The sequence below is a fragment of the Paracoccus sp. 22332 genome (assembly GCF_052045125.1).
GTDB classification, from domain to species: Bacteria; Pseudomonadota; Alphaproteobacteria; order Rhodobacterales; family Rhodobacteraceae; genus Paracoccus; species Paracoccus haematequi_A.
Genome location: NZ_JBQEOI010000003.1, coordinates 158688 through 171488, shown reverse-complemented (window position 1 = coordinate 171488; position 12801 = coordinate 158688). Strand labels below are relative to the sequence as shown.

Below are 12801 nucleotides of genomic sequence, written 5' to 3'. Positions count from 1 at the left end.
GTGCAGACAGAATTCAGGTTTCGCTACTGTCCCACCACCTGGTTCGGTCACGATGGTGCAGTGCGCGCAGCCGGGCGAATGCCGTGTCATGGACCTGCATGCGGTCATAGATCGTCTTGAAGATCATCCCCGCAGGACCCGCGGCGAAATAAGGCTCAAGCCGCCAATACATGTTGCGAAGCATGTCATCGGAACCCACCTTGAACACGGCCAGCCCGTCGAACAGCGGGACCATGCCTGCCTGAAGCCCCTCGATCCGCTCGGGCACCGGTGCCAGAGCCTCGGCACCGTGGATATAGCGGTCGGATTCGCCGATCTTGACGGCATTCCCCAGAAGCGTGGCCATCATCCCGACCGCCCGCGCCTGCGGATCGGCGGCATGGTCGGCCAGCGTATCCGCCGCCGAGATCAGCCAGCGCAGATTCAGGTGCCGGCACAGGAACTCTGCCTCCTGCGTCCAAAGAGCTTCGAACTGTGCGATGTTTTCGGACAGCCGCACTTCACGGCGGATCAGGACGATCAGCGAGGCATGGTGAAAAAGCAGCTCGGCCTGCCCCGAGAACTCGCGCCGCAGGTTCGCCAGATGCAGGTCCAGCGACTTTTCCGACCCGTGGGTCTGCACCGGCTCGCCCGCCTCGACGATCCGGTCCCGCATCGCGGCCAGATCGGGATCGGCAACGACATGCCGCCGCGCGCCCCAGCGTTTGCGGTGCTGATTGAGCGAGAAGAACCGCTCGATCCTGGATTTCCTGCGCCTGACCATCCGCCCGCGTGGCCCCTGCCGAACTGAGGTACCGTCAAAAGAAGAACCCGGACAAGTCCGGGTTCTTCACGATCTTGCGGAACAATCAGCCCTCGGCCGGTTCTTCCTTGGTCTCGGTGATCTCCTGCCCGGTTTCCTGGTCGACCATCTTCATGCCCAGCCGGACCTTGCCGCGGTCGTCGAAGCCAAGCAGCTTGACCTTGACCTCCTGGCCTTCCTTCAGCAGTTCGTTCGGGTGGTTCAGGCGCTTGTTCGCGATCTGGGACACATGGACCAGGCCGTCGCGCTTGCCGAAGAAGTTCACGAAGGCGCCGAAATCGACCAGCTTGACGACCTTGCCGGTATAGATCCGGCCTTCTTCGGGCTCGGCCACAATCGAATAGATCATGTCATAGGCCTTCTTGATCGAATCGGCATTGGCCGAGGCGATCTTGATGGTGCCGTCGTCGTTGATGTCGACCTTGGCGCCCGAAACCTCGACGATCTCGCGGATGACCTTGCCGCCGGACCCGATCACTTCGCGGATCTTGTCGGTCGGGATCTGCATCGTCTCGATCCGGGGGGCGTGGGCCGAAAATTCGCGGCGGCCTTCGGTCAGGGCCTTGGCCATTTCGCCCAGGATGTGCAGACGCCCTTCCTTGGCCTGCGCCAAGGCCTGTTCCATGATGGCAGGCGTGATGCCCGCGACCTTGATGTCCATCTGCAACGAGGTGATGCCCTCGGCGGTGCCGGCGACCTTGAAGTCCATGTCGCCCAGGTGATCCTCATCCCCAAGGATGTCGGTCAGGACCGCATAGCGGCCGTCGTCTTCCAGGATCAGGCCCATCGCCACCCCGGCGACCGGCGCCTTCAGCGGCACGCCCGCGTCCATCATCGCCAGCGACCCGCCGCAGACCGACGCCATCGAGGACGAGCCGTTCGATTCGGTGATCTCGGACACGACGCGGATGGTATAGGGGAAGTCGGTCGGCGCCGGCAGCACGGCTTGCAGCGCGCGCCAGGCCAGCTTGCCGTGGCCGATCTCGCGGCGGCCGGGGGAACCGACGCGGCCGACCTCGCCCACCGAATAGGGCGGGAAGTTGTAGTGCAGCAGGAAGTTGCTGCGGCTGTTGCCGTGCAGCGCGTCGATGATCTGCTCGTCGTCGCCGGTGCCCAGCGTGGTCACCACCAGGGCCTGCGTTTCGCCACGGGTGAACAGGGCCGAGCCGTGGGTGCGCGGCAGGATGCCGACTTCGCTGTCGATGGCGCGCACGGTGCGGTTGTCGCGGCCGTCGATGCGGGCGCCGCCATTGATCACGTCGCCGCGCAGGATGCCCGATTCCAGCTTCTTCAGCGCCGAACCCAGGTTCGGGTCGGCCAGTTCTTCTTCGGACAGACCGGCCTTGACGGCGGCTTTCGCGGCTTCGATGGCGTCGTGACGCTCGCCCTTGTCGCGGATGGCATAGGCGGCGCGCATCCCGGCTTCGCCCAGCGATTTCACGCGGGCATACAGCGCGCTGTAATCGGGCGACTGGAAGTTGAAGGGCTCTTTCGCGGCAGCCTCGGCCAGATCGATGATCAGGTCGATCACCGGCTGCATCTGCTCGTGGCCGAACTTCACGGCGCCCAGCATTTCCTCTTCCGACAGCTCATAGGCCTCGGACTCGACCATCATCACGGCGTCCTTGGTCCCGGCGACGACCAGATCCAGCCGCTGTTCCGGGTTGGCGCGCAGGTTGTCCATGTCCTGAACCTCGGGGTTCAGCACATACTGGCCATTGGCGAAACCGACGCGGGCGGCGCCGATCGGACCCATGAAGGGCACGCCCGACAGGGTCAGCGCCGCCGAGGCCGCGATCATCGCCACGATGTCGGGATCGTTCACCAGGTCGTGCGACAGGACCGTGCACATCACCAGCACTTCGTTCTTGAAGCCCGGCGCGAACAGCGGGCGGCAGGGCCGGTCGATCAGGCGCGCGGTCAGCGTTTCCTTTTCCGACGGGCGCGCCTCGCGCTTGAAGAAGCCGCCGGGGATCTTGCCCGCGGCATAGTATTTTTCCTGATAGTGAACCGTCAGCGGGAAGAAATCCTGCCCGGGCTTCGGTTCTTTCGCGAAGGTCACGTTGGCCATGACGCTGGTCTCGCCCAGGGTGGCGATGACCGTGCCGTCGGCCTGACGGGCAACCTTGCCCGTTTCCAGCGTGAGCGTTTCCTGGCCCCACTGAATGGATTTCTTCACTTCATCAAACATCTGATTTCCTCTGGGCCGCGCCAGCCCTCTGGTTCGCGCCCGTGTCATATGGCGGCCCCATTGCCGCCGCCCCTATCCTTTGCATGTGCCCCAGGGCATGGGCGTCACGTCACAGATGGCGGGGCCTTACAGGAAAACAGGGGGTTTGGGAAGTGGCCAGACCGGCCCGGCGCCGGATGCCCGCCCAGGCGCGGGGCGCGGCACAGGCCGGTCGCCGAAGACAGCGCCCGCAGCCGGGGCCGCGGACGCGTTCCGTGCGGACCAAGCGTTACGCGGCACCCCGCTGGCTTGCCGGAGCGGCCTGGACGCTGGGCTGCGCGGCGGCATGTTCGGCCACTTCCTTCTGGGCCGGGTCGGCCTTGGGCGTGACCTTCAGGGTAGCGACCAGGCTCAGCAGCTGTTCGCGCTCCATCCCGCGAATGGCCCAGGCGCGGGCGCGATCCTCCTCGGTCGGGTCGGCGGTCTCGGCGGGTTGGTCGGCGGCTGTTTCAGACACGGACGCCACGGGTTCGGTCCTTGCAGGAACCGAAGCCGCCGCCGGGCGGAACGCCCAGACCGACCCAGGTGCCGGTGCCGTCGCAGCGACCGAGGCTTGGGCCGCAGGGGCTTGCGGGGCCGTGGATTGGGTCGCGGCGGAAGCCTCGACCAGTTGCAACGCCTTGTCAGAAAGGTCGAACTTGACGCCCTCGGTCTGCGCCACGGCGGGGCTTGACTGCGAGGCCGACGCCACCGGCGGCGTTTCTGCGGCCTGCTGGACCGCCTGCTGGGACGCGGCGGCGGCCTGGACCACGGCCACGGTCGATGTCGTTGTGGCGGGGGTCGGCGTCGAGGCGGGAGCAGGCGTTGCCGCTGGGATCGCCAGGTTCAGAAGGGGCTTCAAGATCGGGTTCAGAGTACCAAGTACCATGTCCGCGGTTCCTCGTTGATAACGCCCCGATTTTAGAGGCGGTCGAACGGGAATCCACGAAATAGCCCTTTGAATTTTAACGAAACGTTAGTCAGTTCGCGGGGCCCTGACATGCAAGACGCCCGCGACGGGATCGCGGGCGCCTGCTTGTCCGGTCGGGCTGCGATCAGCGGCGCAGGCCCAATCAGCGGCGCAGGCCCAACTTGCCGATCAGGTCGGTATAGCGGGCTTCGTCCTTCTTCTTCAGATAGTCCAGCAGCTTGCGGCGCTGCGCGACCATCATCAGCAGACCACGGCGCGAGTGGTTGTCTTTCTTGTGGGTCTTGAAATGCTCGGTCAGGGTGGCAATGCGCGAGGACAGGATCGCGACCTGCACCTCGGGCGAGCCGGTGTCGCCGGCGGCGGTGCCGAATTCCTTGATGACGCGGGCTTTTTCTTCAACGGTGATCGACATCGGGGTCTCCTTTTCGGAACAGGGTTATGGCGCAGGCCGGGATGTCGTCCAGCACTGGCCCGTGGAGGGTCCGCCCGAAGCATCGGGCCGGATGCGCGCCCATACAGGGAAAGCGCGGCCAAGGAAAGGGGCAAGTTACCCCGGAAGCCTGACGATCACGATATCCGCGACGGCCAGGCCACCGCCATGCAGCATCCGGGCGATCGGGTCGCCGTTCACCGTCACCAGGACCGTGCCGTCCGGGTCTTCGGTCAGATCGACCCTGGCATCCTGCGCCAGGCTTTCGGGCAGATGCAGGATGATCTGATCCTCGCGCGCGTCGAAATCGGCGATCACCGGCAGATCGGTGCTGCCGTGCCTGACAACGAAATCATCCGCGCCCTGGTTGCCCTCGGCGAAATCGCCAGAACCGGGCATCAGCGTGTCGTCGCCTTCGCCGCCATGCAGCCAAGTGACCTGGGGATCGTCGTCGCCGGTCAGCAGGTCATCGCCCCGCCCACCGTCCAGATCGTCGCCGCCACCGCCCGAGACCAGCACATCGTCGCCGTCATTGCCCGAAAGCCAGTCATTGCCCGCGCCCCCGAACAGCGTGTCGCCGCCTTCGCCCCCCAACAGGGTGTCGTCGCCCTCATCCCCCCAGACGATGTCGTCACCGCCCTGCCCTGCCAGCGAATCATGACCCGCGCCGCCACGGATCTCATCCGCGCCCGCCGCACCGAAGTCACCGTCGCCCTGGACCCAGTCGTTCCCCGCACCGGCATGGATCGTGTCGTTGCCGAAGCCGCCCTGGAGGTCGTCGTCGCCATCGCTGCCGTCGATCAGATCGTCGCCCAGCGGCGCGCCCGGCGACGGCGCAATGGGTTCGGACTCGGGCAAGGCAGGCTCGGGTTCCGGCAATGGTTCCGCGGGATCCGCAGGGATCGGCCATATGAAGCCGTCGCCGCCCTGTTCGGTCCTGTCCGAACTGACATTCCCGACCTCTCCCGGATCGACGGGACCAAGCCTTGGAGCCAGATCGTCGGTGTCGTCATCGTCCCCGTCGCGGCTGCCGGACAGATCCAGGGCAGCCCCGGCCGCTGCAAGTGCCATCAGACCGGCAAGCACGAACATGACACCACCTTAAAGATCGTTACAATCCAATAATACAACCTTGAGGCATCATTAACCAAATGGTTTGTTTAGAAAGGGTTAGCCACGCGACAAATAGATCACGCGGCAAGAAAAAACCCGCCGGAACGGGCGGGTTCGTTTCGTTTTTCGCGGTGATCGCGCCGATCAGCCCTGGCGGGCCTTGAAGCGGCGGTTGGTCTTGTTGATCACATAGATGCGGCCCTTGCGGCGGACCACCTGGCAGTCGCGGTGCCGGCTTTTCAGCGAGCGGAGCGAATTGCGAACCTTCATCGGTTTTTCTCCATCACGCGGCTCGCAGCCGCAAGGAAAACGAAAGACCCCCGACGGTTGCCGGGGGCGGCGAAAACATGGTGGGCGGTACTGGGATCGAACCAGTGGCCACTACGATGTCAACGTAGTGCTCTACCGCTGAGCTAACCGCCCGTCCTTGGGCCATCCCGTCCGCTTCCCTGGGGAAACATCCCGAACCGCCTTTGGTCCGCGTGTCTATATAGGCCGGCCCTGGGGGTTTCAAGCCCTATCGCAGCAAGAAACTTATCGTCTATAAAGGTTCGGGAAGAAACCGCCCGCCGGGGTCTGACGTGACCGAAACCGACCTGCCTGTCCTGATTGACCGGCCCGACCGATGGGCCAGCGGCGTCATTTTCGGGTCGCCTCATTCCGGCCGCGTCTACCCCGACTGGTTTCTGGAAGGCACCAAGCTGCCGCCGGAAACCCTGCGGTCGTCCGAGGATGCCTTCGTGGACCGGCTGATCGCCTGCGCCCCCGCCTTCGGCGCGGTGACGATTCGGGCGCAGGTGCCCCGCGCCATCGTCGACCTGAACCGCGCCCCGGACGAGATCGACCCCCTGGTGGTGCGCGGCGTCCCCCGCCATCCCCTGAACCAGCGGACCCTGGCGGGCCTGGGCGTGATCCCTCGGGTCGTGTCGCAGGGCCGCGCCATCCTGGAACGCCCGCTGGACCGAGCCGAGGCGGAACGCCGCATCGACGCCTATTGGCGGCCCTATCACCAAGCCCTGACCGCCCTGATCGCCGAGGCGCGGGCGTGGTTCGGGCAGGCGATCCTGATCGACATGCATTCGATGCCGCACGACGCCCTGGCCCATCTGCACGGGCCGCGCCCCGACATGGTGCTGGGCAACCGCCACGGCCTGTCCGCCGCCGCGCGCGTGTCCGACGCCATCGTCGCCGCCGTCGAGGCCGAGGGCTGGCGGATCCGGCGCAACTCGCCCTTCGCGGGGGCCTATATCTGTTCAGCCTATGGCAGGCCGGGCCAGAACATCCATGTGGTGCAGCTGGAAATCGACAGGGCGCTGTATATGGACGAAAAGACCATCGCCCCACATGACGGGTTCGACGATGTCGCCGCCAGGATGGCGCGGGTGATTCGCAAGCTGGCCGCCCTGGAAGGCGACGGCCGCTCGGACCCGGCCATCGCCGCCGAATGACAGGAGTGAACGGATGGACGACCTGCCAAGCCTGATCGGCGATGCACTGGGCCGCAACATGGCCCTGATCGTGCTTGCGGTCCTGATCCTGCTGGCCGTCATGTCGGCGGTCAGGATCGTGCCGCAGTCGGAAAAATACGTGGTCGAGCGGTTCGGCCGCCTGCATTCGGTGCTGGGACCGGGGATCAACCTGACGGTGCCCTTCCTGGACCGCGTGGCGCATCGCATCTCGGTCCTGGAACGGCAGTTGCCGACCAACAGCCAGGACGCCATCACCGCCGACAACGTGCTGGTGCAGGTGGAAACGAGCGTCTTCTATCGCATCATCGAACCGGAAAAGACCGTCTACCGCATCCGCGACATCGACGCGGCCATCGCCACCACCGTCGCGGGCATCGTGCGGTCGGAAATCGGCACGATGGAGCTGGACCAGGTGCAGTCGAACCGCGCCTCGCTGATCACCCGGATCCGCGAATCGCTGGCCAATGTCGTCGACGACTGGGGGATCGAGGTGACGCGGGCCGAGATCCTGGACGTGAACCTGGACCAGGCGACCCGCGCCGCCATGCTGCAACAGTTGAACGCCGAGCGCGCGCGGCGGGCGTTGGTGACCGAGGCCGAGGGCAAGCGCCGCGCGGTCGAACTGGCCGCCGACGGCGATCTGTATGCCGCCGAGCAGCTTGCCAAGGCCAAGCGCGTCCTGGCCGATGCCGAGGCTTATGCCACTGCCGCCATCGCAGAGGCGATCCAGAAAAACGGGCTTGAGGCCGCGCAGTATCAGGTGGCGCTGAAACAGGTCGAGGCGCTGGCCGAGGTCGGCCGGGGCGATGGCAAGCAGGTCGTGCTGCTGCCCGCCGCCGCGCTGGATGCCTTTGGCGACGCCTTCAGCCTGCTGCGCGCGCGGTCGTCGTCGTGAACGGCTGGCTGTGGCTGATCGCCGCCTTCGTGCTGGCGGGAATCGAGTTGCTGGTGCCGGGCTGGGCCTTCATGGGCCTTGCGGCCTCGGTCGGGCTGATGGGGGTGCTGCTGCTGACCGGCCTGTGGACGGCGGGCCTGCCCGCGACGCTGGTCGTCACCGCCCTGCTGTCGGCGGCGGCCTGGCTGCTGTTCCGGCGGTTGTGGCCGACCAGCCGGGGCGACAAGCGGATCTGGGACCGCGACATCAACGAATGACGGCGCTGACGGATGATGCAGCCGGGTATTTGGGCAAAGAAGAAGCGCCCTTTCACGGCGCCAAGCTGATCCTGGTCCATGAGGGGCGGTTGCTGACCTATCTGCGCGACGACAGGGCGGGGCTGCCGTTTCCGGCCTGCTGGGACCTGCCCGGCGGCGGGCGCGAGGACGACGAATCGCCCTTGGATTGCGCGCTGCGCGAACTGCGCGAGGAATTCGGCTTGGCGCTGCCGCCAGCGCGGCTGGAGGGGCGGTCCTTCGCGTCGATCCAGCATCCCGGCTGGCGGTCGTGGCTGTTCACCGGGCAGTTGAGCCCGGCCGAAGTCGCGGCGATCCGTTTCGGCGACGAGGGGCAGGACTGGCGGATGATGCCGCTGGCGGACTTCGCCGCCCATCCCCGCGCGGTCCCGCAGTTCCGCGAGCTGGTCCGCGCCTTTATCGCATCGCCGCCACGCCCCGCACCAGCGGGCGCAGCGCGTCGCCCTTGACCATCCAGCTTGTGGCAAAGGCGAAGGTGGCGATGGTTTCCAGCCAGAAGACCGGGCGCCACCAGATCAGCCGGTCGTCCAGCCCGGTCGCGAACAGGACTCCGATCGACCCGATGCTGGCCACGATCGTCCAGCCGCACAGCCGATAGATCCGGTTCGAGGCGTCCTTTTCCGGCCCGTCCACCGTGCCCTTGGTGAACAGCACCAGGCAATAGACCGCCAGGGCGCCAAAGAACACCGCCGCCGCACCCAGATGCACAAGCGACGCCAGCGGCGGTCTCAGCAGGCATTGCAGCAGCGTGCAGGTTGCGTTGTCGGGAAGGACGCAGCCGTCCTTGCAGGTGGGCGACAGCGCCACCAGGGCGATCGCCACCGCCGCCACCCGCGCCGTGCCCCTGTCCGTGATCAGGTCGCCCGCATCGGGGCGGAAGCCCTCGTAGCTCCATAGAAACACCGCCTGGGCGATCAGGCTGCCGACGAAAACCTCTCGCATCGGGCTGTAATAGGCCGAGGAGATGCTGGGCAGCAATTCGCCCACCGCTAGCCCATAGGCTAGCAGCGCCACGGGCAGGAAGAAGCCGAGCGCGCCGATGGCCCGCCGGACCGCCAGGAATGACAGAACCAAGTCGTTGCGCGATTTCTGCCCGATGCCGTGATCGTCCGCCATCGCGTTGCCCTCCTGATCCCGTCAGCCCCGCAGTTCCGCCAGGATCGCCTGCGCCGCCGCGCGGGGATCGGCGGCCTGCCAGATCGGGCGGCCGACCACGATATGATCGGCCCCCGCGCCGATGGCGCTGGCCGGGGTCTCTACCCGCTTCTGGTCGCCCAGGGCCGCGCCGGCGGGACGCACGCCGGGCGTCACGATCAGCCCCGCGTTCGGCAGGGCGCGGATCGCCGCCGCTTCCCGCGGGGAACAGATGATGCCGTCGGCCCCGGCCTCGAAGGCGCGGGCGGCGCGTTCCACGGTGATCTCGTGCAGCTCGCCCGGCTGGATCATGCCCGCGTCCAGATCCGCGCGCTCCAACGAGGTCAGGATCGTCACGCCCAGGATTTTCAGCGCCGATCCTGCCGCGCCCTCCTTGGCGGCGCGGACCACATGCGGGTCGCCATGCACGGTCAGGAAATCCAGGTCGAACCGCGCCAGCCCGCGCACGGCGGCTTCCACCGTGGCGCCGATGTCGAACAGCTTCATGTCCAGGAAGATGCGCTTGCCGTGGTCCGCCTTCAGTTCCTGCGCCAACGCCAGCCCGCCGCCGGTCAGCATCCCCAGGCCGATCTTGTAGAAGCCCACGGCATCGCCCAGCCGTTCGGCAAGCTCCAGCCCCGCAACAGCGTTCGGCACATCCAGTGCCACGATCAGCCGGTCATCCATTACAGCCCCCATCCGCAGGAAAATCGCGGCGTTATGGCACAGGCCAGAGCCGCTTGAAAGCGCGGCGAAACTTCCCAAATCTTGATCCGAAGACCCGGATCGGGCGTGCCTTCGGGGCGTCCGCGCAACGGGGGCTATTGAAAGGGGAATGTGCCGATGAACATGGAAAAGTTCACCGAGCGGTCGCGCGGCTTCATGCAGGCCGCCCAGACCATCGCGATCCGCGAGGAAAACCAGCGGGTCGTGCCGGAACATCTGCTGAAGGCATTGATGGATGACGATCAGGGGCTGTCGGCCAACCTGATCACGCGGGCCGGCGGCGACGCGCGCGCCGTCAGGCAGGCGGTCGATCAGGCCGTCGCCAAGCTGCCCAAGGTCAAGGGCGGCAACAACCAGGTCTATGTGGATCCGTCGCTGGTGCGCGTGCTGGACGAGGCCGAGCAGGTCGCCAAGAAGGCGGGTGACAGCTTCGTCCCGGCCGAGCGGATCCTGATGGCGCTGGCGATGGTCAACACCAATGCCCGCGACGCGCTGACCGCAGGCGGCGTCACCGCGCAAAAGCTGAATGCCGCGATCAACGACATCCGCAAGGGCCGCACCGCAGACAGTGCCAGCGCCGAGGACAGCTATGAGGCGTTGGAGAAATACGCCCGCGACCTGACCCAGGCCGCGCGCGACGGCAAGATCGACCCGATCATCGGCCGAGACGAGGAAATCCGCCGCGCCATGCAGGTTCTGTCCCGCCGCACCAAGAACAACCCGGTGCTGATCGGCGAGCCGGGCGTGGGCAAGACCGCCATCGCCGAGGGGCTGGCCCTGCGCATCGTCGACGGCGACGTGCCCGAAAGCCTGCGCGACAAGCGGCTGATGGCGCTGGACATGGGCGCGCTGATCGCCGGAGCCAAGTATCGCGGCGAGTTCGAGGAACGCCTGAAGGCCATCCTGAAGGAAATCGAGAACGCCGCCGGAGAGATCATCCTGTTCATCGACGAATTGCATGTGCTGGTCGGCGCGGGCAAGACCGATGGCGCCATGGATGCCGCGAACCTCATCAAGCCCGCCCTGGCGCGGGGAGAGCTGCATTGCGTCGGTGCCACCACGCTGGACGAATACCGCAAGTATATCGAAAAGGACGCGGCCCTGGCCCGGCGGTTCCAGCCGGTCATGGTCGAGGAGCCGACGGTCGAGGATACGATTTCCATCCTGCGCGGCATCAAGGAGAAGTACGAGCTTCACCACGGTGTCCGCATCTCGGACGCGGCCTTGGTCGCGGCGGCGACGCTGAGTCACCGCTACATCACCGACCGCTTCCTGCCCGACAAGGCCATCGACCTTGTGGACGAAGCCGCCAGCCGCCTGCGCATGGAGGTCGACAGCAAGCCCGAGGAACTGGACCAGCTCGACCGCCAGATCCTGCAAATGCAGATCGAGGCCGAGGCGCTGAAGAAGGAAGACGACGCGGCCAGCAAGGACCGTCTGGAACGGCTGGAAAAGGATCTGTCCGACCTGCAACAGCGCAGCGCCGAGATGACCGCCCGCTGGCAGGCCGAACGCGACAAGCTGGAAAGTTCCCGCAACCTCAAGGAACAGCTTGACCGCGCCCGCGCCGAACTGGACCAGGCCAAGCGCGAGGGCAACCTGGCCCGCGCGGGTGAGCTGTCCTATGGCATCATCCCCGGCCTGGAGAAGAAGCTGGCCGAGGCCGAGAACGGCGGCGCCGACGGGCTGATGGTGGAAGAGGCCGTCCGCCCCGAACAGATCGCCGAGGTGGTCGAGCGCTGGACCGGCATCCCCACCAGCAAGATGCTGGAGGGCGAGCGCGAGAAGCTGTTGAAGATGGAAGAGGAAATCGGCGCCCGCGTGATCGGCCAGCAAGAGGCCGTGATCGCCGTCAGCAACGCCGTGCGCCGGGCGCGGGCCGGCCTGAACGACGAGAACCGTCCGCTGGGCAGCTTCCTGTTCCTGGGCCCGACCGGCGTCGGCAAGACCGAACTGACCAAGGCGCTTGCCGAATACATGTTCGACGACGACAGCGCGATGGTCCGCATCGACATGTCCGAGTTCATGGAGAAGCACTCGGTCGCCCGTCTGATCGGCGCGCCTCCGGGCTATGTCGGCTATGACGAGGGCGGCGTCCTGACCGAGGCGGTGCGGCGCAGGCCCTATCAGGTGATCCTGTTCGACGAGGTCGAAAAGGCGCATCCGGACGTGTTCAACGTGCTGTTGCAGGTGCTGGACGACGGGCAGCTGACCGACGGGCAGGGCCGGACGGTGGACTTCAAGCAGACGCTGATCATCCTGACCTCGAACCTTGGGTCTCAGGCGCTGTCGCATCTGCCCGAGGGCGCCGATTCCAGCGATGCGCGCAGCCAGGTGATGGAGGCGGTCAGGGCGCATTTCCGGCCCGAGTTCCTGAACCGGCTGGACGAGATCATCATCTTCCGCCGCCTGACGCGGGCCAATATGGACGCCATCGTCAAGATCCAGCTGCGGCGCCTGGAAAAACGGCTTGCTCAGCGCAAGATCACGCTGGACCTGGACGACGGGGCGCGCAAATGGCTGGCCGACCAGGGTTATGACCCGATCTTCGGCGCGCGTCCGCTGAAACGGGTGATCCAGCGCGCCTTGCAGGATCCGCTGGCCGAGCTGCTGCTGTCGGGCGAGGTTCTGGACGGCCAGACCGTCCATGTCAGCGCCGGGCCGGACGGGCTGATCGTCGGCAACCGCGTCGGCCGCGCTGGCCACAAGCTGGGCGCGGTCGGCGAAGGGCCGAAGCCCGACCTGACCGTCCACTGATCCGAAAAGGCCCCGCATCGCCGGGGCCTTTTCATGCAA

13 protein-coding genes and 1 tRNA gene are annotated in these 12801 nt (G+C 66.5%); 5 read left to right on the top strand and 9 right to left on the bottom strand.

Features of this window, described 5'->3' with window-relative positions; genetic code table 11:
• Positions 1-13 precede the first annotated feature (13 nt).
• From ACTJI6_RS04805 to ACTJI6_RS04775, 7 genes are all read right to left on the bottom strand, one after another.
• On the bottom strand, positions 14-763 hold the full coding sequence (locus ACTJI6_RS04805) for a hypothetical protein (protein WP_440798321.1): 750 nt from the start codon (positions 761-763) through the stop codon (positions 14-16).
• 85 nt (positions 764-848) lie between these two features.
• The gene (gene pnp, locus ACTJI6_RS04800; protein WP_126153052.1) at positions 849-2993 is read right to left on the bottom strand and encodes a polyribonucleotide nucleotidyltransferase; all 2145 of its coding nucleotides are present in this window, start codon (positions 2991-2993) and stop codon (positions 849-851) included.
• 268 nt (positions 2994-3261) lie between these two features.
• A complete protein-coding gene (locus ACTJI6_RS04795) occupies positions 3262-3900 on the bottom strand; it encodes a hypothetical protein (RefSeq protein ID WP_440798318.1) in 639 nt (212 codons plus the stop codon).
• Positions 3901-4084: 184 nt separating this feature from the next.
• Positions 4085-4354: a 30S ribosomal protein S15 gene (rpsO, locus tag ACTJI6_RS04790; protein ID WP_103172335.1), complete on the bottom strand. Its 270-nt coding sequence runs from the start codon at positions 4352-4354 to the stop codon at positions 4085-4087.
• A 135-nt stretch (positions 4355-4489) separates the two neighbouring features.
• Positions 4490-5464 carry a calcium-binding protein gene (locus ACTJI6_RS04785; RefSeq protein WP_440798316.1) on the bottom strand — a complete coding sequence of 325 codons (975 nt, stop codon included), beginning with the start codon at positions 5462-5464 and terminating at the stop codon, positions 4490-4492.
• Between the two features lie 165 nt (positions 5465-5629).
• Positions 5630-5755 (bottom strand): type B 50S ribosomal protein L36, encoded by a 126-nt coding sequence (gene ykgO / locus ACTJI6_RS04780; RefSeq protein ID WP_042245282.1) that lies wholly within the window; start codon positions 5753-5755, stop codon positions 5630-5632.
• 78 nt (positions 5756-5833) lie between these two features.
• Positions 5834-5908: transfer RNA gene (locus ACTJI6_RS04775), tRNA-Val, on the bottom strand.
• Between the two features lie 158 nt (positions 5909-6066).
• Here ACTJI6_RS04775 and ACTJI6_RS04770 point away from each other — a divergent pair.
• From ACTJI6_RS04770 to ACTJI6_RS04755, 4 genes are read left to right on the top strand one after another with little or no spacing between them, the layout of a single operon-like run.
• Positions 6067-6933, top strand: a complete 867-nt coding sequence (locus tag ACTJI6_RS04770; RefSeq protein ID WP_440798313.1) for an N-formylglutamate amidohydrolase — start codon at positions 6067-6069, stop codon at positions 6931-6933.
• Positions 6934-6991: 58 nt separating this feature from the next.
• Positions 6992-7849, top strand: a complete 858-nt coding sequence (locus ACTJI6_RS04765) for an SPFH domain-containing protein (RefSeq protein ID WP_420899381.1) — start codon at positions 6992-6994, stop codon at positions 7847-7849.
• On the top strand, positions 7846-8106 hold the full coding sequence (locus tag ACTJI6_RS04760; RefSeq protein ID WP_126153057.1) for a hypothetical protein: 261 nt from the start codon (positions 7846-7848) through the stop codon (positions 8104-8106). Before ACTJI6_RS04765 ends, ACTJI6_RS04760 begins: the two co-directional genes overlap by 4 nt.
• The gene (locus ACTJI6_RS04755; RefSeq protein ID WP_440798311.1) at positions 8103-8594 is read left to right on the top strand and encodes an NUDIX hydrolase; all 492 of its coding nucleotides are present in this window, start codon (positions 8103-8105) and stop codon (positions 8592-8594) included. Before ACTJI6_RS04760 ends, ACTJI6_RS04755 begins: the two co-directional genes overlap by 4 nt.
• Here the strand turns inward: ACTJI6_RS04755 and ACTJI6_RS04750 are convergent.
• Positions 8542-9261 carry a hypothetical protein gene (locus ACTJI6_RS04750; RefSeq protein WP_440798309.1) on the bottom strand — a complete coding sequence of 240 codons (720 nt, stop codon included), beginning with the start codon at positions 9259-9261 and terminating at the stop codon, positions 8542-8544. The two genes, ACTJI6_RS04755 and ACTJI6_RS04750, sit on opposite strands and share 53 nt — an antisense overlap.
• 21 nt (positions 9262-9282) lie before the next feature.
• Positions 9283-9966 carry an orotidine-5'-phosphate decarboxylase gene (gene pyrF, locus ACTJI6_RS04745; RefSeq protein WP_440798307.1) on the bottom strand — a complete coding sequence of 228 codons (684 nt, stop codon included), beginning with the start codon at positions 9964-9966 and terminating at the stop codon, positions 9283-9285.
• A gap of 156 nt (positions 9967-10122) precedes the next feature.
• Between pyrF and clpB the strand changes: the two genes are divergently transcribed.
• Positions 10123-12762, top strand: coding sequence for an ATP-dependent chaperone ClpB (gene clpB / locus ACTJI6_RS04740; protein WP_440798304.1), 2640 nt, complete (start codon positions 10123-10125; stop codon positions 12760-12762).
• Positions 12763-12801: the final 39 nt, after the last annotated feature.

Excerpts from the sequence above, each read along its gene's own strand:
- ACTJI6_RS04755 (WP_440798311.1), top strand. The coding sequence starts at position 8,103 with ATGACGGCGCTGACGGATGATGCAGCCGGGTATTTGGGCAAAGAAGAA.
- rpsO (WP_103172335.1), bottom strand. The coding sequence starts at position 4,354 with ATGTCGATCACCGTTGAAGAAAAAGCCCGCGTCATCAAGGAATTCGGC.
- ACTJI6_RS04785 (WP_440798316.1), bottom strand. The coding sequence starts at position 5,464 with ATGTTCGTGCTTGCCGGTCTGATGGCACTTGCAGCGGCCGGGGCTGCC.
- ACTJI6_RS04805 (WP_440798321.1), bottom strand. The coding sequence starts at position 763 with ATGGTCAGGCGCAGGAAATCCAGGATCGAGCGGTTCTTCTCGCTCAAT.
- pnp (WP_126153052.1), bottom strand. The coding sequence starts at position 2,993 with ATGTTTGATGAAGTGAAGAAATCCATTCAGTGGGGCCAGGAAACGCTC.
- ACTJI6_RS04795 (WP_440798318.1), bottom strand. The coding sequence starts at position 3,900 with ATGGTACTTGGTACTCTGAACCCGATCTTGAAGCCCCTTCTGAACCTG.
- ykgO (WP_042245282.1), bottom strand. The coding sequence starts at position 5,755 with ATGAAGGTTCGCAATTCGCTCCGCTCGCTGAAAAGCCGGCACCGCGAC.
- ACTJI6_RS04765 (WP_420899381.1), top strand. The coding sequence starts at position 6,992 with ATGGCCCTGATCGTGCTTGCGGTCCTGATCCTGCTGGCCGTCATGTCG.
- pyrF (WP_440798307.1), bottom strand. The coding sequence starts at position 9,966 with ATGGATGACCGGCTGATCGTGGCACTGGATGTGCCGAACGCTGTTGCG.
- clpB (WP_440798304.1), top strand. The coding sequence starts at position 10,123 with ATGAACATGGAAAAGTTCACCGAGCGGTCGCGCGGCTTCATGCAGGCC.
- ACTJI6_RS04750 (WP_440798309.1), bottom strand. The coding sequence starts at position 9,261 with ATGGCGGACGATCACGGCATCGGGCAGAAATCGCGCAACGACTTGGTT.